The sequence below is a fragment of the Streptomyces sp. SID5643 genome (assembly GCF_009872555.1).
Classification (GTDB): domain Bacteria; phylum Actinomycetota; class Actinomycetes; order Streptomycetales; family Streptomycetaceae; genus Streptomyces; species Streptomyces iakyrus.
The window spans coordinates 14,110-39,090 of sequence record NZ_WWIC01000118.1; the positions used below are offsets into that span (position 1 = coordinate 14,110).

22 protein-coding genes are annotated in these 24,981 nt (G+C 72.4%); 12 read left to right on the top strand and 10 right to left on the bottom strand.

All coding sequences use genetic code 11. From position 1 onward, the window contains the following. The 6 genes from GTY56_RS14945 to GTY56_RS14970 form a co-directional block, all read right to left on the bottom strand. Positions 1-2,934 carry a glycoside hydrolase family 2 TIM barrel-domain containing protein gene (locus GTY56_RS14945; RefSeq protein ID WP_161365846.1) on the bottom strand — a complete coding sequence of 978 codons (2,934 nt, stop codon included), beginning with the start codon at positions 2,932-2,934 and terminating at the stop codon, positions 1-3. Continuing rightward, positions 2,931-3,794 carry an alkaline phosphatase family protein gene (locus GTY56_RS14950; protein ID WP_161365862.1) on the bottom strand — a complete coding sequence of 288 codons (864 nt, stop codon included), beginning with the start codon at positions 3,792-3,794 and terminating at the stop codon, positions 2,931-2,933. Before GTY56_RS14950 ends, GTY56_RS14945 begins: the two co-directional genes overlap by 4 nt. A 177-nt stretch (positions 3,795-3,971) precedes the next feature. After that, positions 3,972-4,820, bottom strand: coding sequence for a carbohydrate ABC transporter permease (locus GTY56_RS14955; RefSeq protein ID WP_033307638.1), 849 nt, complete (start codon positions 4,818-4,820; stop codon positions 3,972-3,974). Next, positions 4,817-5,701 carry an ABC transporter permease subunit gene (locus tag GTY56_RS14960; RefSeq protein ID WP_161365863.1) on the bottom strand — a complete coding sequence of 295 codons (885 nt, stop codon included), beginning with the start codon at positions 5,699-5,701 and terminating at the stop codon, positions 4,817-4,819. The genes GTY56_RS14955 and GTY56_RS14960 overlap by 4 nt, the downstream gene beginning before the upstream one ends. Before the next feature lie 121 nt (positions 5,702-5,822). After that, the gene (locus GTY56_RS14965; RefSeq protein WP_161365847.1) at positions 5,823-7,100 is read right to left on the bottom strand and encodes an extracellular solute-binding protein; all 1,278 of its coding nucleotides are present in this window, start codon (positions 7,098-7,100) and stop codon (positions 5,823-5,825) included. Between the two features lie 61 nt (positions 7,101-7,161). After that, positions 7,162-8,199, bottom strand: a complete 1,038-nt coding sequence (locus GTY56_RS14970) for a PfkB family carbohydrate kinase (RefSeq protein WP_161365848.1) — start codon at positions 8,197-8,199, stop codon at positions 7,162-7,164. Between the two features lie 150 nt (positions 8,200-8,349). Here GTY56_RS14970 and GTY56_RS14975 point away from each other — a divergent pair, with 150 nt between their 5' ends. The 5 genes from GTY56_RS14975 to GTY56_RS14995 all read left to right on the top strand — a co-directional run bounded on the left by GTY56_RS14975 (position 8,350) and on the right by GTY56_RS14995 (position 15,636). Continuing rightward, complete coding sequence (locus GTY56_RS14975; RefSeq protein WP_161365864.1) at positions 8,350-9,114, top strand: DeoR family transcriptional regulator; 765 nt, start codon at positions 8,350-8,352, stop codon at positions 9,112-9,114. A 190-nt stretch (positions 9,115-9,304) separates the two neighbouring features. Next, positions 9,305-10,645 (top strand): family 4 glycosyl hydrolase, encoded by a 1,341-nt coding sequence (locus GTY56_RS14980; protein ID WP_161365849.1) that lies wholly within the window; start codon positions 9,305-9,307, stop codon positions 10,643-10,645. A 71-nt stretch (positions 10,646-10,716) separates the two neighbouring features. Then, complete coding sequence (locus GTY56_RS14985; protein WP_161365850.1) at positions 10,717-13,758, top strand: alpha-mannosidase; 3,042 nt, start codon at positions 10,717-10,719, stop codon at positions 13,756-13,758. A 4-nt stretch (positions 13,759-13,762) separates the two neighbouring features. Then, the gene (locus GTY56_RS14990; RefSeq protein WP_161365851.1) at positions 13,763-15,013 is read left to right on the top strand and encodes an alpha-L-fucosidase; all 1,251 of its coding nucleotides are present in this window, start codon (positions 13,763-13,765) and stop codon (positions 15,011-15,013) included. Positions 15,014-15,117: 104 nt separating this feature from the next. Beyond that, positions 15,118-15,636 carry a cupin domain-containing protein gene (locus tag GTY56_RS14995; RefSeq protein ID WP_161365865.1) on the top strand — a complete coding sequence of 173 codons (519 nt, stop codon included), beginning with the start codon at positions 15,118-15,120 and terminating at the stop codon, positions 15,634-15,636. A gap of 4 nt (positions 15,637-15,640) precedes the next feature. Here the strand turns inward: GTY56_RS14995 and GTY56_RS15000 are convergent, their stop codons facing one another. Then, positions 15,641-16,777 (bottom strand): ATP-grasp domain-containing protein, encoded by a 1,137-nt coding sequence (locus GTY56_RS15000; RefSeq protein ID WP_161365852.1) that lies wholly within the window; start codon positions 16,775-16,777, stop codon positions 15,641-15,643. Positions 16,778-17,036: 259 nt separating this feature from the next. Between GTY56_RS15000 and GTY56_RS15005 the strand changes: the two genes are divergently transcribed. Together GTY56_RS15005 and GTY56_RS15010 are read left to right on the top strand one after the other, a co-directional pair. Beyond that, positions 17,037-17,897, top strand: a complete 861-nt coding sequence (locus GTY56_RS15005; protein WP_161365853.1) for a metallophosphoesterase — start codon at positions 17,037-17,039, stop codon at positions 17,895-17,897. Continuing rightward, positions 17,894-18,553 (top strand): 4'-phosphopantetheinyl transferase superfamily protein, encoded by a 660-nt coding sequence (locus tag GTY56_RS15010; RefSeq protein ID WP_161365854.1) that lies wholly within the window; start codon positions 17,894-17,896, stop codon positions 18,551-18,553. The genes GTY56_RS15005 and GTY56_RS15010 overlap by 4 nt, the downstream gene beginning before the upstream one ends. Positions 18,554-18,721: 168 nt before the next feature. On the opposite strand, the gene GTY56_RS15015 is transcribed toward GTY56_RS15010, so the two are convergent. The 3 genes from GTY56_RS15015 to GTY56_RS15025 form a co-directional block, all read right to left on the bottom strand. Beyond that, positions 18,722-18,946, bottom strand: coding sequence for a hypothetical protein (locus GTY56_RS15015; RefSeq protein WP_161365855.1), 225 nt, complete (start codon positions 18,944-18,946; stop codon positions 18,722-18,724). A 160-nt stretch (positions 18,947-19,106) separates the two neighbouring features. After that, positions 19,107-19,637: a hypothetical protein gene (locus GTY56_RS15020; RefSeq protein WP_033307649.1), complete on the bottom strand. Its 531-nt coding sequence runs from the start codon at positions 19,635-19,637 to the stop codon at positions 19,107-19,109. Between the two features lie 32 nt (positions 19,638-19,669). Next, positions 19,670-20,329, bottom strand: coding sequence for a helix-turn-helix domain-containing protein (locus tag GTY56_RS15025; RefSeq protein ID WP_161365856.1), 660 nt, complete (start codon positions 20,327-20,329; stop codon positions 19,670-19,672). A 238-nt stretch (positions 20,330-20,567) separates the two neighbouring features. Here GTY56_RS15025 and GTY56_RS15030 point away from each other — a divergent pair, with 238 nt between their 5' ends. The 5 genes from GTY56_RS15030 to GTY56_RS15050 all read left to right on the top strand — a co-directional run. Further along, complete coding sequence (locus GTY56_RS15030) at positions 20,568-21,227, top strand: MmyB family transcriptional regulator (protein ID WP_161365857.1); 660 nt, start codon at positions 20,568-20,570, stop codon at positions 21,225-21,227. A gap of 72 nt (positions 21,228-21,299) precedes the next feature. Beyond that, positions 21,300-22,454, top strand: coding sequence for an FAD-dependent oxidoreductase (locus GTY56_RS15035; RefSeq protein ID WP_161365858.1), 1,155 nt, complete (start codon positions 21,300-21,302; stop codon positions 22,452-22,454). After that, positions 22,451-22,798, top strand: a complete 348-nt coding sequence (locus tag GTY56_RS15040; protein WP_161365859.1) for a 2Fe-2S iron-sulfur cluster-binding protein — start codon at positions 22,451-22,453, stop codon at positions 22,796-22,798. The genes GTY56_RS15035 and GTY56_RS15040 overlap by 4 nt, the downstream gene beginning before the upstream one ends. Further along, positions 22,788-24,152 carry an FAD/NAD(P)-dependent oxidoreductase gene (locus tag GTY56_RS15045; RefSeq protein WP_161365860.1) on the top strand — a complete coding sequence of 455 codons (1,365 nt, stop codon included), beginning with the start codon at positions 22,788-22,790 and terminating at the stop codon, positions 24,150-24,152. Before GTY56_RS15040 ends, GTY56_RS15045 begins: the two co-directional genes overlap by 11 nt. Next, the coding region (locus GTY56_RS15050) for a dihydrodipicolinate synthase family protein (RefSeq protein WP_161365861.1) at positions 24,149-24,981 on the top strand (833 nt) is incomplete at its 3' end. The genes GTY56_RS15045 and GTY56_RS15050, both read left to right, overlap by 4 nt.

Consider the following 24,981-nt stretch of genomic DNA (forward strand, 5'->3'; position numbering starts at 1 on the left):
TCAGAGGACGCGCAGGGACCAGCTCCAGCGATGGACGCCTGTCGCGACGAGGTAGGAAGCGAAGGTGTCGGGACCGCACGACGCCGTGCCGAGCCCGCGGTGCGCCGCGTCGATGTGCACCACGCACCCCGCCCGCGGCACCAGTTCGTCATGGTGTGCGGCGGCGGCGAGACCGGCCGCGCGGTGCCGGGTCACGGAGACCTGCCGGGGCCGGTCCAGCCGCACCGCGAGTCCGGTGGCGTCCGGTGCGGACAGGGTGAACCGTCGCACGCCGTGCCGCCCTCCGCTCTCCTGCGGCCGCAGATAGGGCGTGAACAGTTCGTCCACCGGGAGGGAGTGGTGGCCGACGGGCGCACCGGCGGCCCGGTCCGGATACGACTCCCAGGGGCCCTGCCCGAACCACTCCAGCAGGTTCAGCCCGGGGACCGTCTCGAACACCGTCCCCACCCGGGCCACGTCGTCCAGCACCTCGGGCAGTTCGGCGCTCTCGTCCACGACCAGGGCGCCGTCCACGGCCGTCAGCACCTGCTCGTGCCGGACGGTCCCGCCCGCGCAGACGTAGTCGGACACCACGGTCACCCGGCCCGGGGCACGCCGCACGGAGACGACCTCGCGGGCGGGTGCCTCCAGCCCCCAGTCCCGCCAGCGGGCCGCCATGCCGCCCAGTTCGTCGTTGTCGGTCGGCGCCCGCCACAGCGACAGCACGGGAGCGGCCGTCAACAGCGGATGGACGAGCAGCCCGTCCTCATCGACCTCGACCGGGCCGTCCGGGGCCCGGGTGTGCACCGGCGGGGGCGCCACCCGCAACCGCACCTGCGGCAGGCACACGACCGTCCCGCGCGGCGCCCACGGCTCGTCCCCGGCCGTCGTGACCCGCAGCGTCAGCCACGCCTCGCCGCCCTCCGCGGGCAGTTCGAACGGCAGGGGCACCGCGGCCGTCTCACCCGGCCTGAGATCGGGCAGCCCGGCGGGCGCCGTCAGGGTGGTGCCGTCGGCGAGGGACAGCTCCCACTCGCCGGACAGCCAGTCCAGGCCCCGGAAGTGCTGGTGGTTGCCCAGCACGACGCCCTCGTGCCGGAAGCAGTCGATGCGCACCGGAGCGGCGGTCTCCCGGTGCTCGAACATCACGGGCTTGGGGGTCCGGTCGGGGAAGACGACACCGTCGGCGATGAAGGCGCCGTCGTGGTCCGTCTCCCCGAAGTCGCCGCCGTAGGCCCAGCGATGCCCGGGCGCGGCGACACCGTTGTCATAGAGCCCGGCGCCCCCACGCCCGGCCGGTCTGCCGTCGTTCACACGCTGGAGGATGCCGTGGTCCCAGAACTCCCAGATGAACCCGCCCTGAAGACCCGGGGTGGCCTCGATGGCCGCCCAATGGTCCGCCAGCGTGCCGTTGCTGTTGCCCATGGCGTGCGAGTACTCGCACTGGATGAGCGGCTTGGTCTGGGTGCCGGACAGGGCGTGCGCCAGGCACTCCTCCAGCGGCGCGTACATGGGGCAGGCGATGTCCGACGCCAGGCCCGGATCCGCCCAGCCGCGCTTGGCCGCGCCCTCGTACTGCACCGGCCGGGTCGGGTCGTGCCGGCGCACCCAGCCCGCCGCCGCGTCGTGGTTCGCGCCGTAGTCGGACTCGTTGCCCAGCGACCAGATGACGACGGACGGGTGGTTCTTGTCCCGCAGCACCATCCGCGCGACCCGGTCCACGAAGGCGCCCAGATAGCGCGGGTCGTCGGCGATCTCGTGCGCGTGATCGTGGGACTCGATGTCCGCCTCGTCGACGACGTAGAACCCGAGCTCGTCGGCCAGGTCGTACAGGGCCGGGTCGTTCGGGTAGTGCGCGGTGCGGATCGCGTTGAAGCCGAACCGCTTCAGCAGGACGAGGTCCGCGCGCATGTCGTCGTACGACACCGTGCGTCCCGTCAGCGGGTGGAAGTCGTGCCGGTTCACACCCCGGATGAACACCCGCTCACCGTTGACCAGCAGGTCCCGGCCGACGATCTCGACGTCCCGGAAGCCGACGCGGTGCCGTGAGGTGTCGGCGACGGTGCCGTCGGCGCGGTGCAGGCGGACGGTCAGGCCGTACAGCTCGGGCGTCTCGGCGTTCCAGGTGCGCACCTGAGGCACGGCGGCGCGCAGCCGGGCCTCCCCCAGGAAGTCGGAGACGCGCTCGTCCTCGGCGTTGGCCCGGTCGAACTCCGCGTCCTGCGTGAGCGGCTGCCCGTCCAGCTCCCCGCTGACGTACCAGCCCCCGGGCAGCGCCCCGCCGGCGTCCCGCACCCGGCACTCCACCAGCAGGTCGCCGTCCCGCCGGGCCCGCACGGTCACGTCCGCGAGATGCAGCGGGTCGGTGGCGTACAGCAGCACCGAACGGGTGATCCCGCCGTGCCACCACTGGTCCTGGTCCTCGATGTGCGACGCGTCCGACCACTTCACCACGGTCAGGCGCACGGTCGCCCGCTCTCCCGGGCGCACCGAGTCCGTCAGATCGAACTCGGCGGCCAGGTGCGCGTCCTTGGAGATCCCGACGGGCCGCCCGTCCACGTGCACGAGCAGCAGGCTCTCGGCGGCCCCGACCTGGAGCACGATCCGCCGCCCGGTCCACGCGGCGGGCACGTCCACCACCCGCTCGTAGACCCCGGTCGGGTTGGCGGCGGGCACGTCCGGCGGGAACTCGGCGAACGGCATGCGGGTGTTCAGATACTGCGGAAGATCGTCCGTTCCCTGAAGGGTCCACACGCCGGGTACGTACGACGACGACCAGACCTCCCCGGGCGGCGCGTCCGGCGCGGGCAGCAGCTGGAAGCGCCAGTCACCGTCGAGCGGGACGGCTCCGGAGCGCCGGTCGACGGCGTTCATCGGCAGCCGGCCCCAGGAGGTCACCTCGGGTGCCTGCCAGGGGCGGAGGGCGATCAGGGGGTCGGGGTGTGCGTCGGTCATGACCATTCCGAAGTCGTGGGACCGGGCAGGACACGGCCCTGAAGGTCCCAGGCGGGGTCGAGGGGGATGCCCAGGCGGTCCAGGACCGTGGGGGCGATGTCGATGAGGCGGGGCGAGTCGAGCCGGGTGCCCGCGGGTCCGCCGGGCTCGGCGAGGATGACGAAGACCTCCCGTTCGGCACGCGAGTCGCCGCCGTGGCCACCGGAGTCGAGGTGCCCGTGGTCGGTGGTGACCAGCACGGTCCAGCGCTCCTCGGGGCGCCCCGGGTCCGCGCGCCGGGCGTCGATCGCCTCCAGCAGCCGCCCGAGGTGGGCGTCCTGGTCGAGGAGGGCCCGGTCGTAGGCGGGGGAGAGGGGGCCCGTGGCGTGACCGGCCTCGTCGGTGGCGCCGAAGTAGACGAACAGGGCGTCCGGGTCGCCCTCGGTGAGCCAGCGCAGGACGGTGCGGGCGACGCGGCGGTCCGCGGTCGCGTACCCCCTGCGTTCACCGTTGGGGCGCACACGGCGGCCGATGGCCCGGCCGAGTGCGCCGCGGCGCACCAGGGCCGGCCAGGACACGGCGGCCGCCGTGCGCAGACCGGGCCGGGCGCGGGCGGCGCGGGTCAGGAAGTCGGGGTAGCGGGCGTAGTCGGCGCCTTTGAAGTCGTTGCCGGTGACCCCGTGGCGGTCGGGCCACACGCCGGTGAGGATGCTCGACCAGCCCGGCCCCGAGTCGGTGTGGGCCAAGCCGGTGGGGGGCCCGTCGTCGGCTCGGCCATAGGGCAGCAGGCTCGTGCCGACGGCGCCTGCGGCCATCAGGGAGTGCAGCACCGGGGCGTTGGCCGGCGAGCGGGTCAGCCGGTCGTGGCGCAGGCCGTCCATGCCGACGACGAGGACCTTGGGGCGTCGGGCCCCGGAGTCGACCTCCGTCACGGGGGTGCCTCTCCTGTGTGACTGCTACGGGCTCGGGACCGACCGCCGGCCCCCTGGCTGCGCCACCGCGGTGGCTGGTCGCCCAGTTCCCCGCGCCCCCTTCGGGGCGCGGCCGGAAGGGGGCGCTCAACTGCCCTGCACCGCCCCCTCCGTGGCGCCCGCGATGAACCCGCGGGCGAAGATCGTGAAGACCACGACCAGCGGCACGGACGCCATGAGCACACCGGCCATGACCATGCTGTAGTCGGTGGTGTGGCCGACGTGGAGCTGGGCCAGCGCCACCTGGAGGGTGAGGTGGGCGGGGTCGTTGAGCACGACGAGCGGCCATATGTAGTCGTTCCACGCGTTGACGAAGGCGTAGATCGCGAGGAAGGACAGCGCCGGCCTGATCATCGGCAGCACGATGTTCCAGTACTGGCGGAAGAAGCCCGCACCGTCGATGCGCGCCGCGTCGAGGAGTTCGTCCGGCACACCGTTCTCTATGTACTGGCGCAGCCAGAAGATGCCGAAGGCGTTGGCGAGGGCGGGCAGGATCAGCGCCTTGAGCGTGCCGACCCAGCCGATGTCCGACATGAGGATGAACTGGGGGAGGACGGCCAGCTGGAGCGGCAGCATCATGAAGCCGACCAGCGTCGCGAACAGCACCTTGCGCCCGGGGAAGTCGAACTTGGCGAAGACGAACGCCGCGAGGGAGTCGATGAACAGCACCAGGACGGTGGTGACGGACGCGACGACGACCGTGTTCAGCATCGATCCGAAGAAGTCGATGGTGTCGAGCACGTGCCGGATGTTTTCCAGCAGGTGGGAGCCGAAGGTCAGTTTCGGCGGGCTCTTGTAGATGTCCTCGGTGGTGTTCGTCGCCATGACGATCGTCCACGCGAACGGGAAGACCGAGATCAGGACGGCCAGGACGAGGACGATGTGCGCGGTCAGGCCCCTGGGACGCCGTGACCGCCTCGGGACCACTGCGGTCATGACTTCCTCCCGCGCTGGACGACGCGCCAGTTGACGACGACCAGCACCATGATCAGTACGAAGAAGGCCCACACGATGGCCGCGCCGTAGCCGTAGTCGTTGTTGACGAAGGCCGACTGGTAGAAGTACAGAAGCGTGGTCAGGCCCGCCTGGCCGGGACCGCCGAGGTTCGGGTTGGCGGCGTTGCTGCCGAACAGGACCTGGGGCTCGCTGAAGCTCTGCAGGCCGTTGATGGTCGAGATGATCACCGTGAACAGGATGATGGGCCGCATGATCGGCATGGTGATCTGGAAGAACGTGCGGATCGGGCCGGCGCCGTCCAGCCTGGCCGCCTCGTAGATCTGGGTGGGGATGGCCTGGAGGCCGGCCAGGTAGATGATCATGTTGTAGCCGGTCCACATCCAGGTCATCAGCAGGGCGATGACCAGTTTGATCAGCCACGGGTTGCTCAGCCACGGCACGGGCGAGATGCCGACCGTGCCCAGGATCGCGTTGACCAGACCGAAGTTGTTGCTGAACACCGCCCCGAAGAAGATCGACACGGCGACGATCGAGGTGACGTTCGGTATGTAGAGGGCGATGCGGTAGAAGCCCTTGAAACGGCGCACCGAATGCAGCAGCGTCGCCAGCACCAGGGCGCCGAACAGGGTGGGGACGGTGGACAGCACCCAGATCACCAGGGTGTTGCGGATCGACAGCCAGAAGACCGGGTCGTCCCACAGGAACCGGAACTGGTCCAGGCCGACGAACTGCACGGTGCCCATGCCGTCCCAGCGCTGGAAGGCGAGATACAGCGAGTAGAAGACCGGGAAGAGCGAGAAGACGCCGAAGATCAGGAAGAAGGGCGAGATCGCGAGGTACTGCCGCCAGTGGGACAGCACCCCCCGTCGCCCCGGCCGCACGGCGCCGGCGGGCGTGCGCCGCGGGCGGAAGCGGGCCGGGCCGGGCCCGCCGTGGTGCCGGGGCACCGTGGCGGAACCGGTGACCGGAGGTGATGACACCTCAGTTCACCCCCTGTCGCCGGGCGATCTGCCTGGCCTGGGCGACCGCGTCCTTCCAGGCGGCGTCGGGCTTCTTGCCCTTGGCCTCGATGCTGGACAGCTCGGTCATGAAGGGCGCCATGACGGCGGCGTCGGCGGGTGCCTCGTAGGCGGCCGGGATGGCCTTGGCGGCGGGACCGAAGACCTCGATGACCTTCTGCCCGCCGAAGAAGGGGTCGCCGCCCGTCATGGCCGGCATGGCGTACGCCGCCGGCGCGGCGGGGAAGATGGCGGCGTCGGCGAAGCCGCGGGCGTCGTTCTCCGGGCTGAGGATCCAGCTGATGATCTTGAACGCCTCTTCGGGGTTCCGGCACTGCTTGGGCAGGGCCAGGTAGGAGCCGCCCTGGTTGGCCGGTCCGCCGGGCATCGCGCAGACCCGCCACTTGCCCTTGGTCTTCGGGGCGGCCTGCTCGATGTCCAGGGCGTGCCAGGCCGCACCGAGTTCGGTGCTGAGGCTCTTGCCGACGGCGGCGTTCCAGGTGTTGTCGTTGATCTTGGCGTCGAGGCCGAGGGTGTAGGGGCGCACCGCCGTCGTCCACGCCTTGCGGATGTGGTCCTGGTCGCCGATGAAACGGTTGTCCCGGTCGATGAACCGCTCGGTGCCCTGCCCGACCGCCATGGTGAAGACCGAGCCGATATTGTTGACCAGGTAGGTGCCCGGCACCTTCGCGCGCAGCTCGGTGCCCAGGGCGAAGTACTCCTCCCAGCTCCCGGCCCGGGCGGCGACCTTGTCGGGGTCGGTGGGCAGCCCGGCCTCGTCGAACATGTCCGCGCGGTAGAAGAGCGCGGTGGGGCCGATGTCGATCGGGAAGCCGATCTGCTTGCCGTCCTCGGTCCGGGCGAGCTTCGTCTTCCAGTCCAGGTACTGCGGCGCGAGCTTCTCGAAGCCCAGGTCGTTCAGGTCGAGGAAGCGGTTCGCGTTGGGCAGGAAGGACGCCATGTCCTCGCCCTTGATGCCGGTGATGTCGGGCACGGAGGCGCCCGCCGCGAGGGTGGTCGTCAGCTTCTGCTTGAAGTCGCCGCCGATGGAGGCGGCGGTCAGCTTCACCTGGCCGCTGAAGTGCGTCTTCGCCTCGGCGACCACCTTGTCGCTGAGCGCGCCTCCCCAGTACCACAGGGTGAGGTTCTTGCCGTTCTTGCTGCCGGTCGAGCCGGAGCCGCCGCCGCAGGCGACGGTCAGACCGGAGGCGGCCGCGGTGAGCGCGGCGGCCTGGAGGAAGCCTCTACGAGAAAGGTCCACGGGGCACTCCTGTTGTTCCTGTTCGACGTGGAGAGGGGCGGGAGGGTCCGTGCGGCCCTTCTCAGGCGCGCGGACCGACGGGGGTGTGAGGGGCGGGCGGGGTGACGGGGGCGTGGTGCACGGGCGGCCCGGGGTCGGCCGGGATGCGGTCGGCCAGGAAGCCGTAGGCGCGGCGCAGCCCGGGGTCGCTCAGGGAGCTCCACCAGCGTTCGACGCCGTACCAGCCGGGGGCCGCGAGGGCGCCGCCGTGGTGCCCGACGGACAGCCCGGCCGCGAGCACCGCGAACCGCAGCCGTTCCGCCAGCGGCCAGCAGCCGAGGGACGCCGCGACGAAGCTCGCGCCGAAGACGTCACCGGCGCCCGTCGCGTCCAGGACGTCGGTGTCCAGGGCCGGGACCTCGGCGTACTCGCCGGTGATCTGGTCGACGGCGATGGCGCCGTCCCCGCCCCGGGTCACCACGGCTACCGGCACCAGCTCCGAGAGCGTGCCGAGCGCGGCCATCGCGCTGTCGGTGCGGGTGTAGGCCATCGCCTCGGCCTCGTTCGGGAGGAAGGCGTGGCACAGGGCCAGCTGCTCCAGGAGGGCCGACGACCACTGCCGGGAGGGGTCCCAGCCGACGTCGGCGTAGATCTTCGTACCGTTCGCGGCGGCCTTGGCGAGCCATTCGCGCGGCCGGGCCTCCAGGTGCACCAGGGCGGTCCGCGCGCCGGGCGGGTCGCCCACCAGCACGTCCTGCGAGTACGGCGGCTCCTGGCCGTGGGTGAGCAGGGCCCGGTCGTGGCCGTGGGCGACGGAGACGGTGACCGGAGTCGGCCAGCCGTCCGCCGTCCGGGAGAGCGAGAGGTCGACGCCTTCCTGGCCGCACAGGACGTCCCGGCAGTACGCGCCGTAGAAGTCGTCGCCGAACACCGTGGCCAGGGAGGTGGTGAGGCCGAAGCGGGAGGCGGCCACCGCGAGGTTGGCGATGCCGCCCGGGCCGCAGCCCATGCCCCGGGCCCAGATCTCCTCGCCCGGCGTCGGCGGCTTGCCGAGCCCGGTGAGGACGAGGTCGTAGAAGAGCAGCCCGGTCAGCAGCACATCGGGCCGGTCACCGTCCACGGATGTGTCCTCTCGCTCACGGCTTCAACGGAGATCGTCAAAACTCTTCATTTCGGTGACCGGAATCGTGCGCTGCTTCGGCGAGATTGGTCAATACCCGAGCAGAAATAAGCATGGCGATGATTGGAGATGACGAGTAATGTGCACGCCGTGCTGGCAGAACGACGACACCAACTCATCCTGCGGGCCCTGCGCGCCGGCGGGCCCGCGGCCGTGACCGACCTCTCGGAGCAACTGGGAGTGAGTCCCGCCACCATCAGGCGTGACCTGGTCAAACTGGAAGAAGACGGCCTGCTCACGCGGGTGCACGGCGGCGCCGTCGTGGAGGAGGGCGACCAGCCCTTCGCCGAGGTCGCCGAGGTGCGCGTCAGCGAGAAGGACGCCATAGCCGAACGGGCCGCCGCGATGATCAGGGACGGCCAGTCGGTTCTGCTGGACATCGGGACGACGGCCTACCGCCTGGCCCGGCAACTGCACGGCCGCCGCCTCACCGTGGTCACCAGCAACCTGGTGGTCTACGAGGAACTCGCCGACGACGAGGGCATCGAGCTGGTCCTGCTCGGCGGCATGGTCCGCCGCGAGTACCGCTCCCTGGTCGGCTTCCTCACCGAGGACAACCTGCGCCAGCTGCACGCCGACTGGCTCTTCCTCGGCACCAGCGGGGTGCGGCCCGGCGGTCAGGTCATGGACACGACGGTCGTGGAGGTGCCGGTCAAGCGCGCCATGATCAAGGCAGGCGAGAAGGTGGTGCTGCTCGCCGACGCGGCGAAGTTCCCGGGGCACGGGATGGCGAAGGTCTGCGGTCCCGAGGAACTGGACGCGGTGGTGACGAACGCGCCGGTCGACGCCGCGACGCGGGCCTCCTTCCAGGAGGCGGGCGTCGAGGTGGTCGTGGCGGGAAAGGGGCAGGCGTGAACCCTCCCCCGGTCGCGGCGGGACAGCCGTCGGCTCAGGCCGCCCCGCCGTCCGGTGCGCGGCAAGGTCCCCCACGCTCGACACCGGCCGGGCCGGCACCGGCCCGAGGCCCTGAAGCACGTTCAAGGAGGTGGCGCGTGTCCGGTTCCCGTCACATGCCGCACGCGGCCCGCCGTATCGGAGGAACCCGGTGAAGCTGACGATTCTGGGCGGCGGAGGATTCCGCGTGCCGCTGGTGTACGGAGCGCTCCTCCAGGACCACGCCGAGGGCCGGGTGACCCACGTCGTCCTGCACGACCTGGATGCCGGGCGTCTGTCGGCGGTGACCCGTGTCCTCGCCGAGCAGGCGGCCGGAGTGGCCGACGCGCCCGAGGTGAGCGCCACCACCGACCTCGACGAGGCCCTGCGCGGCGCCGACTTCGTGTTCTCCGCGATCCGCGTCGGCGGACTGGAGGGACGCGCGAACGACGAACGCGTGGCCCTGGCCGAGGGCGTGCTGGGCCAGGAGACGGTGGGGGCGGGCGGCATCGCCTACGGCCTGCGCACGGTCCCGGTCGCCGTCGACATCGCCCAGCGGGTGGCCCGGCTCGCCCCCGACGCCTGGGTCATCAACTTCACCAACCCCGCCGGACTGGTCACCGAGGCCATGTCCCGCCACCTAGGCGACCGGGTCATCGGCATCTGCGACTCCCCGGTCGGTCTCGGCCGGCGTATCGCCCGGGTGCTCGGTGTGGAGAACCCGGGGGAGGCGTGGATCGATTACGTCGGCCTCAACCATCTCGGCTGGGTGCGCGGCCTGCGCGTCGCCGGCCGCGACGAGCTGCCGCGGCTGCTCGCCGACCCGGACCTGCTCGGCTCCTTCGAGGAGGGCAAGCTCTTCGGTGCCGACTGGCTGCGCTCCCTGGGCGCGATCCCCAACGAGTACCTGCACTACTACTACTTCAACCGCGAGGCCGTCCGGGCCTACCAGCAGGCCGAGAAGACCCGCGGCGCCTTCCTGCACGACCAGCAGGCCCGCTTCTACGCCGAGATGAAGAACCCGCACGCCCCGGCCCTGAAGGTCTGGGACCGCACCCGCGCCGAGCGCGAGGCCACGTACATGGCCGAGAACCGCGAGACCGCGGGCGCCGGCGAACGCGACGAGGACGACCTGTCCGGCGGCTACGAGAAGGTGGCGCTCGCGCTGATGCGGGCGATCGCCCGGGACGAGCGCACCACCTTGATCCTCAACGTCCGCAACCGGCACACGCTGTCGGTCCTGGACGCGGACGCCGTCATCGAGGTCCCCTGCCTCGTCGACGCCAACGGCGCCCACCCCGTCACCGTCGACCCGCTGCCCGGCCACGCCACCGGCCTGGTCTGCGCGGTCAAGGCGGTCGAGCGCGAGGTGCTGGCCGCCGCCGGATCGGGCTCCCGCGCGACGGCCGTGAAGGCCTTCGCCCTGCACCCCCTGGTCGACTCCGTCAACGTGGCCCGCAGGCTGGTCGAGGGCTACACCGACGTCCACCCGGGGTTGGCGTACCTTAGGTGAACGCCGTTCGGTAAGCGCTTTCCCCCACCGCTTCCCGCCTGCTCGCTCTTCCCGCTTCCTGGAGACATCCCATGCACGACGAAAGCCGCCGCATCGAGGAGCGCGTGCAGCGCCTTCACGACCAGCGCATCAGGACCGCGGTCTACGCGGCCACCGTCCCCTTCGAGGTGGAGGCCTGGCAGGCCCCGGGGGAGCCGGTCCCGTTCGAGGAGGCGGCCGCCGCTTCCTACGAGCCGTTCGCGATGGGCACCCCGTGGGGCCCGCCCTGGGGCACCACCTGGTTCCGCATGCGCGGACAGGTGCCCGCCGAATGGGCCGGCAAGCGCGTCGAGGCCGTCATCGACCTCGGCTTCACCGGCGACTGGCCCGGCAACCAGGCCGAGGCCCTCGTCCACCTCACCGACGGCACCCCGCTGAAGGCCGTCAACCCGCTCAACCAGTACGTGGCCATCGCCAACCCCGCCCGCGGCGGCGAGAGCGTCGACTACCTCGTCGAGGCCGCCTCCAACCCGGACATCCTCGCGGACAACTTCTCGAAGACCACCCCGCTCGGCGACAAGCTCACCGCCGGCGACAAGCCCCTCTACACCTTCCGCGCCGCCGACCTCGCGATCCTCGACGAGGAGGTCTGGCACCTCGACCTCGACGTGCAGGTGCTGCGCGAGCTGATGCTGGAGCTCGGCGGGCACGACCCGCGCCGGCACGAGATCGCGCACGCCCTCGACCGGGCCATGGACCTGCTCGACCTGGACGACGTCTCCGGCTCGGCCGCCGCGGTCCGGGAGGCGCTCAAGCCGGTGCTGTCCAAGCCCGCGCACGCCAGCGCGCACACCATCTCCGGCGTGGGGCACGCCCACATCGACTCCGCCTGGCTCTGGCCGATCCGCGAGACCAAGCGCAAGACGTCCCGCACCTTCTCCAACGTCACCTCGCTCGCCGACGAGTACGACGACTTCATCTTCGCCTGCTCCCAGGCCCAGCAGTACGAGTGGGTGCGCGACAACTACCCCAAGGTCTGGGCCCGCATCCAGGAGTCGGTGAAGAACGGCCAGTGGGCGCCGGTCGGCGGCATGTGGGTCGAGTCCGACGGCAACCTGCCCGGCGGTGAGGCCGTCGCCCGCCAGTTCATCCACGGCAAGCGGTTCTTCATGGACCACTTCGGCATCGAGACCAAGGGCGTGTGGCTGCCCGACTCCTTCGGCTACAACGCGGCGTATCCGCAGATCGCCAAGCTCGCCGGGAACGAGTGGTTCCTCACCCAGAAGATCTCCTGGAACCAGACCAACCGGTTCCCTCACCACACCTTCTGGTGGGAGGGCATCGACGGGACCCGCATCTTCACCCACTTCCCGCCGGTCGACACCTACAACGCCCGCTTCAGCGGCGAGGAGATGTCCCGCGCGGTCCGCAACTACCAGGAGAAGGGCGGCGCCTCCCGCTCCCTGGCGCCCTTCGGCTGGGGCGACGGCGGCGGTGGCCCCACCCGCGAGATCATGGAACGGGCCCGCCGGCTGGCCGACCTGGAGGGCTCCGCGAAGGTCGTCGTCGAACACCCCGACGAGTTCTTCGCCAAGGCCCGCGAGGAGTATCCGGACGCGCCGGTGTGGGTCGGCGAGCTCTACCTGGAGCTGCACCGCGCCACCTACACCTCCCAGGCCCGCACCAAGCAGGGCAACCGCCGCTCCGAGCACCTCCTGCGCGAGGCCGAACTCTGGGCGACCACGGCCGCGCTGCACGCGCCGGGATACGCCTACCCGCACGAGAAGCTGGACCGGCTCTGGAAGACGGTGCTGCTGCACCAGTTCCACGACATTCTGCCCGGCTCCTCCATCGCCTGGGTGCACCGCGAGGCCGAGGCCGAGTACGCCCGTGTCGCGCGGGAGCTGCACGCCCTGACCGCCGAGGCGGTGGCCGCGCTCGGCACCGGCGGGACCCGCGTCTTCAACACCAGCCCCTACGACCGCGCCGAAGTGGTCCGCACCGCCGACGGCGCACCGGTGTACGTGGAGGTGCCCGCGAGCGGCTCCGCGCCCCTCACCGACGCGGCGCCCCCGCAGCCGGTCACGGTGGACGGCCTGGTCCTGGACAACGGACTGGTCCGCGTGGAGGTCGCCGAGGACGGCACCCTGTCGTCGGTCCGCGACCTGCGGGCCGGCCGCGAGGTCCTCGCCGAGCCCGGCAACCTGCTTCGCCTCCACACCGACCTGCCCAACTACTGGGACGCCTGGGACATCGACAAGCACTACAGGAACCGCTACACGGACCTCCTCGACGCGTCGTCCGTCGCGGTCGTCGAGGAGGACCCGCTGATCGGCGCCATCCGCGTCGAGCGGTCCTTCGGCAAGGGCTCCACGATCACCCAGACGATCACCGTCCGCGCCGGCAGCCCCCGGATCGACATCGAGACGGACATCGACTGGCACGAGACCGAGAAGATCCTCAAGGCGGCCTTCCCCGTCGACATCCGCGCCCCGCACTCCTCCGCCGAGATCCAGTTCGGCCACATCCAGCGCCCCACCCACACCAACACCAGCTGGGAGGCGGCCCGCTTCGAGGTCTCCGGCCACCGCTGGGTGCACCTCGGCGAACCCGGCTACGGCGTCGCCGTCATCAACGACTCGACGTACGGCCACGACGTCTCCCGCACGGTCCGCGAGGACGGCGGCACCACCACCACCGTCCGCCTCAGCCTGGTCCGCGCCCCGCGCATCCCCGACCCCGAGGCCGACCAGGGCCGCCACCGCTTCACCTACGCGCTGCTGCCCGGCGCGACCATCGAGGACGCCGTCGCCGAGGGCTACTCCCTCAACCTGCCGCTGCGGGTGGCCGACGCGGCGGGCGCCCCCGAACCGGTCGTCTCCGCGGAGGGCGAGGGCGTGACCGTGGAGGCGGTCAAGCTCGCCGACGACGCCTCCGGCGACGTCGTCGTACGGCTCTACGAGTCCCGCGGAGGCCGTGCCACCGGCACCCTGCGCACCGGGTTCCCGCTGGCCGGCGCCCAGATCACCGACCTGCTGGAACGCCCGCTGGAGGACGCGGAGATCACCGACGGGGCCGTCGCCGTCACGCTGCGGCCCTTCCAGATCCTGACCCTGCGGCTGCGGAGGGGCTGACCTCATGGCCGTGCAGCCGTGGTTCGAGGACGCCAAGCTCGGCATCTTCGTGCACTGGGGCATCTACGCCGTCGACGGCGTCCAGGAGTCCTGGTCGTTCTACGACGACATCGTTCCGCACGACCGGTACATGTCCCAGCTCGACCGGTTCACGGCCACCCGCTACGACCCGCGCGACTGGGCGAGGCTCTTCGCCCGGGCCGGCGCCCGGTACGCCGTCCTGACCAGCCGCCACCACGACGGGGTCGCCCTGTGGGACACCGCGTACGGCGACCTGAACGTGGGCCGTGACCTGATCGCCGGCTACGCCGAGGCCCTGCGGGAGCAGGGCCTCAAGGTCGGCCTCTACTACTCCCACTCCGACTGGAACCACCCCGACTACGCCTCCACCCGCAAGCCAGGCCGCCCGCCGGAGCTGGAGGACAACCGCTACTCCGAGACCGCCGCCGAGTCCGAGGACCTGGACGCCTGGGAGAGGTTCCTCGCCTACCGCGACGGCCAGATCCGCGAACTCACCCGCCGCTACCGGCCCGACCTGATGTGGTTCGACGGCGAGTGGGACCGCAGCGAGGAGCAGTGGCGCATCCCCGAACTGGCCGCCCTCATCCGCTCCGAGGTACCGGACGTCGTCTTCAACGCCCGCATGCTGAGCGAGGGCGACTACGCCACCCCCGAGCAGGGCGCCCCCCTCATCCCGCCGGAGGGCCCCTGGGAGCTGTGCCTCACGATCAACGACTCCTGGGGCCACCAGCACCACGACCACCACCACAAGTCCGTCGACCAGCTCATCCGCTACTTCACCGAGACCGTCGGCGGCGGAGGCAACCTGCTCCTCAGCGTCGGCCCGCGGGAGGACGGCACGATCACCGACGAGCAGGCGCGGCGACTGGAAGGGCTCGGCGACTGGATCGCCCGGCACGCCGAAGCGGTGTATGGCACCGTCCGAGGGCTCCCGCCCGGACACCACTACGGCCCGAGCACCCTTTCCACGGACCGCCGCACCCTGTATCTGATCCTCTTCGACGCCCCGCGCGCCGAGATCAACGTCCGGGGCCTGCTGAACAAGGTCCGCCGGGTCTCGGTCCTGGGCAGGGGCACGGAACTGGCCCACCAGGTCACCGGCGGCCTCCACGAGACACCCGGCATCCTCTGGATCGAACCCCCGACGGCTTCGGACCTCGACCCGCACGCCACGGTGCTGGCCGTCGAACTGGAAGGAGAACTGGAGCTGTACCGGGGCGGCGGCCGCTTCTGACGCTGCCGAATTGACCCATGATTACGGCAGCGGAATGCCCCCTGCCATGGGTCGCCCGGCTCCGTAGGGTCATGGTCATGACGACGACACAGAACGAAGATGTCATGACGACGGCAGAGACCGGGACGGGCGACGGCAGCGGCTTCGCACCGGTCCTCACCCGCGCCGCCGAGGCCGAGACGACGCGCGACCCCAGCAGCGTGATGACCCTGCTCGCCGACTCCGGGGACACCGGCGGGCGGCTCACCGCCTACCGGTCGACGTTCGCTGAGGGGGCGGTCGGCGCGCCCGCCCACCTGCACACCGAGGCGTCCGAGATGTTCCACGTGATCGACGGCGCGCTCCAGGTGCTGGTGGGCGAGGAGATCACCGTGCTGCGAGCCGGTGACTTCCTCCTCGTACCGCCGCACACCCCGCACGCCTTCGCCGCCGCGCCCGGTGCGACAGCCGACGTGCTGTTCGTCTTCACCCCGGGCGCGGGGCGCTTCGACTATCTCCGGCTGCTGGGCCGGGTGATGCGCGGCGAGGCCGACCCGCAGGAGATCAAGGACTCCTCCGAACGCTTCGACAACCACTACGTCGACAGCCCCGTCTGGCGCGAGGCGCTCGCGGCCAGGGCCTGAGGCCTCAGAGAGGCAGCGCCTGGGCCGCCGCTCCCAGGGAGCCGACCGGTTCGGCCGGGGTGGGCGCGGGCACCGCGGGCAGCGGATCCGTCGCTTCCGGCCGCTGCTGCGGCAGCGACACCGGCCGCAGCGGACGCGGTCCCGACACCACCGTGTAGTCCTGGCCCAGGAACGGCGGCACCACCTCGCCCGGGTCCTCGCCGAGCGCCAGCTGCACGGCGGCCCACGGGGCGTTGACCCCGCACAGCGACAGCTGGTGCAGCCCGCCGGCCGGGCGGGTGTTGACGTCCATGAGGACCGGCCGGTCGCCGAGCATCCGGAACTGAATGTTCGACAGGTAGTGCAGACCGAAACCCTCCGCGATCCGCCGGGCGGGGTCCAGCCACTGCTTGTGCAGGGTGAACCCCCGGCGGCGGCCGTTCTTGGTGCGGCCCACCGCCAGCCGGACCCGGTTGTCCGGACCGGTCAGGCAGTCCACCGACACCTCGGGCTGCTCCAGCCGCGGCATCACCAGCCAGTCGACCGGCTCCTCCGCCTGCCGCAGCGCCTCCAGCACCAGCTCCAACGGCACATACGGGCTCGGGAACCCGCTCAGCTGCGTCAGCGAGAAGGGCGTACGGGTGATCACCCGGAAGCCCACCCCGCCGGCCCCGGACGCCGGCTTGAAGCACGCCTTGTGCCCACCGGCCTCCAACTCCTCTACAGCGGCGAGGAGTTCTTCCTCCGAACGGACCCGGTACCACGGCGGCACCGGCACGCCGATCGCCTGGACCGCCTCGTAGGCGATCACCTTGTCGTGGAAGACGGCCACGGCCTCGGGCGGCGGCGCCAGCACCGCCGTGCCGGCCGCCTCGAACTCGGCGCGGTGCGCCACGACCGCCGACTGGTGCAGCCGGGGCACGAACACGTCGATGCCGCGCCGCGCGCACTGATCCAGCGCGAACTCGACGTAACCGGCGGGTGACAGGTTCTCGGGCTCCAGCTCGGCGGTGTCGGCGGCGGCCAGCACCGGGGAGTCGGGGTCGCCGTGGGTGGCGTGGATCTCGACGGCCCGGTCGCTGGGATTTCTCCGCAGCTGATCCATGAAGAAGACGTTCTCCGCGTACGTGCGGTTCAGCCAGACGCGTACGCGAGAGACCATGCAGGCCGCCTTTCACGGTTCGCGGGCAGGGCTGAGCAGCCCGTGCCCGGGCAGGAGAAGGGAGGGACACCAAACCGCCCCTGTGAAAGGGAAGTTCGTAGCGGTGGTGTTGGGCCAGATCATACGGCTTCGGCGGGCCCCGTCGTGCAACGCGCGTGTGAAGGAATTCTCCGGCCACGGCCCCCGGGCCGCCCTTGCTCCCCGTCACGCGGATGTGATCTCTTGGTGAGGACCGGTGTGCGCGCGGAGGGGGCGAGAAGTGACGTCGACGGCCGGTGGCGCCGCACAACTGCTGGCCATCAGCGATCTGCACATCGGATACCCGGAGAACCGCACCCTGGTGGAGGAGATGCGGCCCGGGACGGACGACGACTGGCTGCTCGTCGCCGGGGACGTCGCGGAGACCGTGGCGGACATCCGCTGGACCCTGAAGACGCTCGCGGCCCGCTTCCGCAAGGTCGTGTGGGTGCCCGGCAACCACGAGCTGTGGACCCATCCGAGCGACGCCGTCACCCTGCGCGGTGTCGCCCGGTACGCATACCTGGTCGATATGTGCCGCGAACTCGGCGTGACGACACCCGAGGACCCCTACCCGGTCTGGGAGGGCCCCGGCGGGCCGGTCGCCGTGGCGCCGCTGTTCCTGCTGTACGACTACTCGTTCCTGCCGGCCGGCTGCACGACCAAGGAGCAGGGCCTGGAGTACGCGGAGGGCACCGGGATCGTCTGCACCGACGAGTACCTGCTGCACCCCGACCCCTACCCGAGCCGGGAGGCCTGGTGCCGGGCCCGGGTCGCCGAGACCGAACGACGGCTCGCCGGAATCCCGGGCGACCTGCCGGTGATCCCGGTCAACCACTACCCGCTGCACCGGCATCCGACGGACGTCCTGTGGCACCCCGAGTTCGCCATGTGGTGCGGCACGGACCTGACAGCCGACTGGCACCGCAGGTTCCGCGTGCACACGATGGTCTACGGCCATCTGCACATCCCCCGCACCACCTGGCACGAGGACGTGCGCTTCGAAGAGGTGTCGGTGGGCTACCCACGCGAGTGGCGCAGGCGGGCCCAGCCGCCGGGACGGCTGCGGCGCATCCTGCCGGGGGAGGGCGAGGAGCGGTGATCGAGGAACTGCTGCCGGACACCGTGGTCGCCGTGGAGGCGTACGGTCACGAGGACGCGGACACCCCGCTGTACCCCGAGGAGACGGCGCTCGTGGCCCGGGCGGTCGCCAAGCGGCGCAGGGAGTTCGCCGCCGTGCGCTCCTGCGCGCGCCGGGCCATGGAGAAGCTCGGCGTGCCACCGCAGCCGGTCCTGCCCGGGGAACGCGGCGCCCCCCGCTGGCCGGCCGGGCTGGCCGGCAGCATGACCCACTGCGACGGCTACTGCGCCGCCGCCCTGGTCCGCGCCACCGACCTCGCGTCCCTCGGCATCGACGCCGAGGCCCACGGCCCGCTGCCCGAGGGCGTCCTGCCCTCCGTGTCCCTGCCGGCCGAGGCCGACCGGCTGCGCGGGCTCGCGGCCGAGCGCCCCGACATCCACTGGGACCGGCTGCTGTTCAGCGCCAAGGAGTCCGTCTACAAGGCGTGGTTCCCCCTCACCGGGAAGTGGCTGGACTTCATGGAGGCCGACATCGAACTCACCGCCGACGGCACCTTCCGAGCGACGTTGCTCGTCCCCGGCCCACGGGTGGGCACCCGCCGCGTCGACCACTTCGACGGCCGCTGGACGACGGGCCGGGGCCTGATCGCGACGGCGATAGCGGTACCCCACGCCTGATCCCGCGGTCCTCGAACCGCTCCCGGGCGGCGGGCCGAGCGCTCCGCCGGAGCGTCGGGTCCTTGCTTCCGGCCCGCGGCCCGGCCCTGCACCGGAGCGCGGGCCCGGCTTCGAGCCCGCTGCCCGGTGCATCCGTCGGACAACGGAGCCGGCTTCCGCCGGCGCAGGTCAGGGGCCCGGCTCCGGGCACCAGTTCTCCAGGAGGCGGAAGAACGCCTCCTCGTTGCCCGTCAGGCCCGCGCGCTTCAGGGCCTGTTCCGCCTCGGCGAGGACCGTGGGCGGGACCAGGGGCGGGCCGCCCTCCACGTCGAAAGCGGCCCGTACGGTGTGCAGCAGCCGCAGATAGGCCTGGACGGCGGTGCGTTCGCGGTCGGTCAGAACGGCGGTGGGCATCGGTCGGCTCTCCCCGTGTCGGCGTCGTCGGTCCCGCGCCCTCGCGGCGCGCACGCCCCGCACAACGGTGGCGCCCCTCCAGCTTGCCGCCCACCACTGACAATCCGGCTCCGCAGCCCTCCGGTTCGCCCGCTCGGCGGAGGCGGCGGACCGCGCCCCGTCAGCCCTGCGGTCCGCGATACCCCAGCGACGCCTCGATCCGCCCCGCCAGATGATCCCGCTGCACCGGCCCGCGCGACGACGAACCGGCGAGCCAGGCCCGGCACTTGCTGGCGAGCAGCAGGCCGAAGCTCTCCGCCTCCTTCTCGTCGTCGAGGTCGAAGCGGGTGCGCGCGGCGACCTTCAGCACGGTCGCCTGGAGGTCGGCACCGTCGTCGAGCAGCCGGGCCGCGACGGCGGCGCCCTCGACGTGGTGGGAGCAGTGCCCGGCCTTCATGTGCCACAGCTCGTGGCCCAGGATCACCAACTGGTGATCGGGTGCGGTGCGTTCCTCGATCACGACGAGGTCCTGCTCGGCCATGTCCAGCCAGAGCCCGCTGGCGGTCCCGGGCGGGAACGCGGCCGTCCGGAAGCGGACGGGGCGGCCGCGGCGTCTGCTCATGCCGTCGCACAGGGCGGCGTACAGCTCCTCGGGCCGAGCGGGCGCGGGGAGGGTCAGCTCAGCGACCAGCTCGCCGCACAGACGGCGCATTTCCTTACCGATGCCCACAGTTCTCCCCACGGTCACGACTCGGGCCGCTTGACGCTCTCCAGGAGCATGTCCAGCCACTCCGCGACCTTGTCGCGGTGCTGGTCGGTGGGCAGTTGCGCGGCCCGCCAGGCGATGCCGCGCACGCCGTGGTCCTGCAGCAGCCGCTCCAGCGGGTCGTCCGCCGCAGCGGCCGCCTCCCGCTCGCGGTCGGCGAGCTTCTGCAGCAGCTCCTGCTCGGTGTGCTGGAGGGCGCTCACCAGCGCCTCGGGGTCCTCGGCCGTCAGGAAGCCGGCGTGCACCCGGAAGAACCGCTGGAGGGCGTCGCAGTGCTCCATGGTCGGCCGCCGGTCGCCGTTGATGAGGGCGCCGGCCTGCTGACGGGACATGCCCGCGCCGTCGGCGATCTCCTGCTGGGTGTACTTGCGGCCGTTGGGCTTGAGCCGGGTCCTCCGCAGCAGGTCCAGGCGTTGCAGGAACCGGGCCTGGACGTCGGGTTCGCCCGCCGGCCGGCCGGTGAGCAGGGACTTGACGACGGGCGCCGGGACCCCGGAGGCGACGGACAGCCGACCGATGTCGAAGACCTCGGCGTGCGGCACGCCGAGCCGGTCGGCGAGCACGCCGACACGGGAGACGACGGCCGGTAGCACGGCCGTCGGCGTGACGCCCGGACCTTCGACGAAGCCACCCGTCACCGACAGATCTCCTACGTATCTCACAGGCTTCTCACAAGTGGATGCCGTGACCTACCCCGGCGTGAACTTCCCGGAGCGTAGCCGGTGCTTCGAACTCACATCCAGGTCTCGCCACAACTGTGGCCAATTTCAGCCGTCAACAGGCATGAAATGCCACGATAGTTGACACGCCTCAGCCCGGGGCAGCAGGATCGGGGCGCCGCGTCAAGGCCGCACAGGCAAGAGGGGTGACCTCCCGATGGCATATCAGGCAGGAGGGCGGCGGCCGGCACCGCGGCCCGTCCCCGAGACTCCGGAGGCCCAGGCCTACCTGGAGGACTACGCCGGGCTCCTGGAAGGCGTCTCCTTCCCCTCGCTCGTCGTCGACCACTGCTGGGACGTGGTGCTGACCAACAGCGCCTTCCGGTCACTTTTCCGTGAGGCGGGCCCGCACCCGACGGCCATGCCGGGTGACAACTTCCTCCGCTTCGTGCTGTTCCACCCCGACGCCCCCGCGGTGCTCGGCGACCACGAGGCGAGCTGGTGCCTGCCGATGCTCGCGCACTTCGCCCGGACCGTCGAGAGCCACGGCCCGGACCACGGCCTCCAGGCCATCCGCCGCGACATCGCCCAGGACCCGATCATGGAGGCCGCCTACCGGCACGGCCTGCCGCACTGGATCCGCGCGGTCGGCGAGGACGCCGTCGAGCAGGACGGCGCCGTACGGCCGCTGCTCCACCCGGATCCGCGCCGTGGCTCCACCGAGTGCCGGATCGTCGTCGAGACGACCAGGACACTGCAAGAACTGGGCTGCGCCCGGGTCACGTTCGTCCTGCGCGAGACGCGCCGCTCCGCGGCCAGGGAACGCCGCACACGGCGCACCGCCTCCCACCTGAGGGTCGTACCCGTGGCCGACTGACCGCTCCCGCACGGTCGGCCGGCCCGTGCTCGCACCATTCCCAGAAACTGTGGTGTGTGACATAGTACTGGCGTGAGCGAGTCGCTGACCTGCGATGTCGTGGTGGTGGGAGCCGGTGTCGTCGGCGCCGCCACCGCCCTGTACGCGGCCCGCGCGGGCCTGGACACGGTCGTGGTGGACCGGGGACCGGTGGCCGGCGGTACGACCGGAGCAGGGGAGGGGAACCTCCTCGTCTCCGACAAGGAACCCGGGCCGGAGCTCGAACTGGCCCTGCTGTCCGCCCGGCTGTGGGCCGCCCTGGCCCGGGAAGGGCTGGGCGAGGCCGTCGAGTACGAGGCCAAGGGCGGTGTCGTCGTCGCCGGCACGGACCGGGCCCTGGCCGGACTGGAGAAGCTCGCCGCCGAGCAGCGCGCATCCGGGGTCGACGCGGTCCCGGTGCCGCCCGGCCGGCTCACCGACCTGGAGCCGTACCTGAGCCCCGGCCTCGCGGGCGGCATGCACTACCCGCAGGACGCCCAGGTGATGCCCGCCCTCGCGGCGGCACACCTGCTGCGCGCCTCGAAGGCCCGGGTGCTCACCGGCCGGGAAGTGACCGGGGTCCTGCGCGGCCCGGACGGTGCGGTGCGCGGCGTGCGGACCGGCCGGGGCGACCTCCACGCCCCGGCGGTCGTCAACGCGGCCGGCACCTGGGGCGGTGAGGTCGCGGCCCGCGCCGGAGTGTCCCTGCCGGTGCTGCCCCGGAGGGGTTTCGTCCTGGTCACCGAACCGCTGCCGCCGCGCATCCGGCACAAGGTGTACGCCGCCGACTACGTGGCCGACGTCGCGAGCGACTCCGCGGCGCTGCATACCTCACCGGTCGTGGAGGGCACCCGGGCCGGGCCGGTCCTCATCGGCGCCAGCCGCGAACGGGTCGGCTTCGACCGGTCGCTGTCGCTCCCGGCGGTGCGTGCGCTGGCGGCCGGGGCGACCACGCTCTTCCCGTTCCTCGCCGGAGTGCGGGCGATGCGGACCTACGCCGGTTTCCGGCCGTATCTGCCGGACCACCTGCCCGCGATCGGCCCCGACCCGCGGGCGCCCGGACTCTTCCACGCCTGCGGGCACGAGGGCGCGGGCATCGGGCTCGCCACCGGCACGGGGCAGCTGATCGCCCAGGTCCTGACCGGGCGCACTCCCGATCTGGACCTCGGACCGTTCCGGCCCGACCGCTTCACCGAGGAGGCCGCGTGAACCCGCTGGAGCTTGCCGGGGCCAGGCCCGGACCCGCCTTCACGGTCACGTTCGACGGGCGGCCGGTCCAGGCGCTGCCCGGGCAGACAGTCGCCGCCGTGCTGTGGGCGGCGGGGGTGACCTCGTGGCGTGACACCCGGCGCGCGGGCCGCCCGCGCGGCGTGTTCTGCGGGATCGGCGTCTGCTTCGACTGCCTGGTGACCGTCAACGGCCGCCCCAACCAACGGGCCTGCCTGGTGCCGGTGCGGCCGGGGGACGTGATCGGCACGCAGGACGGCACCGGCCACGGGGAGACCGGCGCCCAGGACGGGACGGGTCACGAGGAGGCGCACCATGCCGACTGACCTCGCCGTGATCGGCGCCGGACCGGCCGGCCTCGCCGCCGCCCTGGCGGCCTCCGCGCGCGGCGTCCTCGTCACGCTCCTCGACGCCGCGACGCAACCCGGCGGCCAGTTCTACCGGCAGCCGGCCGCGGGACTCGGCGCCAGGAGGCCCGAGGCGCTGCACCACGGGTGGCGGACCTGGGAGCGGCTGCGGGACGGGCTCGCCGCCAGTGCCGTACGCGTCCTGACGGACCACCACGTGTGGTGCGTGGAGCGCACGCCGGACGGCTTCACCGTGCACGCCCTGCTCGGTCCGGAGCAGGAGGAGTCCGTCGGCGTGCCCGCCCGCGCCGTGCTCCTGGCCACCGGCGGCTACGAGCAGGTGCTGCCCTTCCCCGGCTGGACGCTCCCGGGTGTCGTCACGGCCGGGGGAGCCCAGGCCATGCTCAAGGGCGGGCTCGTGGCGCCGGGGCGCCGAGCGGTGGTGGCCGGGACGGGGCCGCTGCTGCTGCCCGTGGCGACCGGGCTCGCGGCGGCAGGCGTCGAGGTCGCCGCACTCGTCGAGTCCACCGCGCCCCGGCGCCTCGCCCGGCATGCCCCCGCCCTGGCGGGCAAGCTCGCCGAGGGCGCCGGACACGTCGCCGGGCTGCTGCGCCACCGCGTCCCGGTCCTCACCCGGCACACCGTCGTCCGCGCCCACGGTGAGGACCGGCTCACCGGTGTCACCGTCGCCGCCCTCGACGCCGGCGGGCACGTCAGGCCCGGCACCGAACGGCACCTGCCCTGCGACACCCTCGCCGCCGGTCACGGCATGCTCCCGCACACCGACCTCGCCGAGAGCCTCGGCTGCCGCCTCGACGGACCCGCCGTGGCCGTGGACACCGAGCAGCGCACGGACGTGCCCGGCGTATGGGCGGCCGGTGAGGCCACCGGCATCGGCGGCGCCGCCCTCTCCCTCGCCGAGGGGCACATCGCCGGCTGCTCCGCCGCCGCCCGCCTGCACGGCACCGCCCCCGGCCCGGCTCCCGCCGCCCTCAAGGCCCGCGCGGCGCTCCGGCGCTCCGCGGCCGCCCTCGGCTCCGCCTGCACGCCGCCCGTGCACTGGCCCGAGCAGCTCACCGACGACACCGTCGTCTGCCGCTGCGAGGAGGTCAGTGCGGGGTCCGTGCGCGAGGCCCTGGATCTCGGGGCGGGCGACGAACGCACCGTGAAGCTGCTCACCCGGGCCGGGATGGGCTGGTGCCAGGGCCGGATGTGCTCCACCGCCGTCGCCGGTCTCGCCGGCTGCGCTCCCACCCCGGCCAAGCGCCCGTTCGCCCGTCCCGTACCGCTCGGCGTCCTCGCCCGGCAACACCCCCAGGAGGGACTGTCATGACCGACCACCACCCCTGGCGCGGCGTCCTCGTCGCCACCGCCCTCCCCCTCAACGACGACCTCTCCGTCGACTACGACAGGTACGCCGAGCACTGCGCCTGGCTCGTCGGGAACGGCTGCGACGGCGTCGTGCCCAACGGCTCCCTCGGCGAGTACCAGGTGCTCACCCCCGAGGAGCGGGCCCGGGTCGTCGAGACGGCCGTCGCCGCCATCGGCGGGGAGCGCGTGATGCCCGGCGTCGCCGCGTACGGATCCGCCGAGGCCCGGCGCTGGGCCGAACAGGCCGGTGAGGCGGGCTGCGGCGCGGTGATGCTGCTGCCCCCGAACGCCTACCGCGCCGACGAGCGCTCCGTCCTCGCCCACTACGCCGAGGTCGCCCGGTCGGGCCTGCCGGTCGTCGCGTACAACAACCCCATCGACACCAAGGTCGACCTCGTGCCCGAGCTGCTCGCCCGGCTGCACGGCGAGGGGCACATCCGCGGCGTGAAGGAGTTCTCGGGCGACGTCCGCCGCGCCTACCGGATCGCCGAACTCGCCCCCGACCTGGACCTCCTGATCGGCGCGGACGACGTCCTGCTGGAGCTGGCCGTCGCGGGCGCCAAGGGCTGGGTGGCGGGCTATCCGAACGCGCTGCCCCGCTCCTGCGCCGAGCTGTACCGCGCCGCCGTCGGCGGCGACCTCGGCACGGCGCTGCCCCTGTACCGCCAACTGCATCCGCTGCTGCGCTGGGACTCCCAGGTGGAGTTCGTCCAGGCCATCAAGCTGTCCATGGACATCGCCGGCCGCCGCGGCGGGCCCTGCCGCCCGCCCCGCGCCGCGCTGCTGCCCGG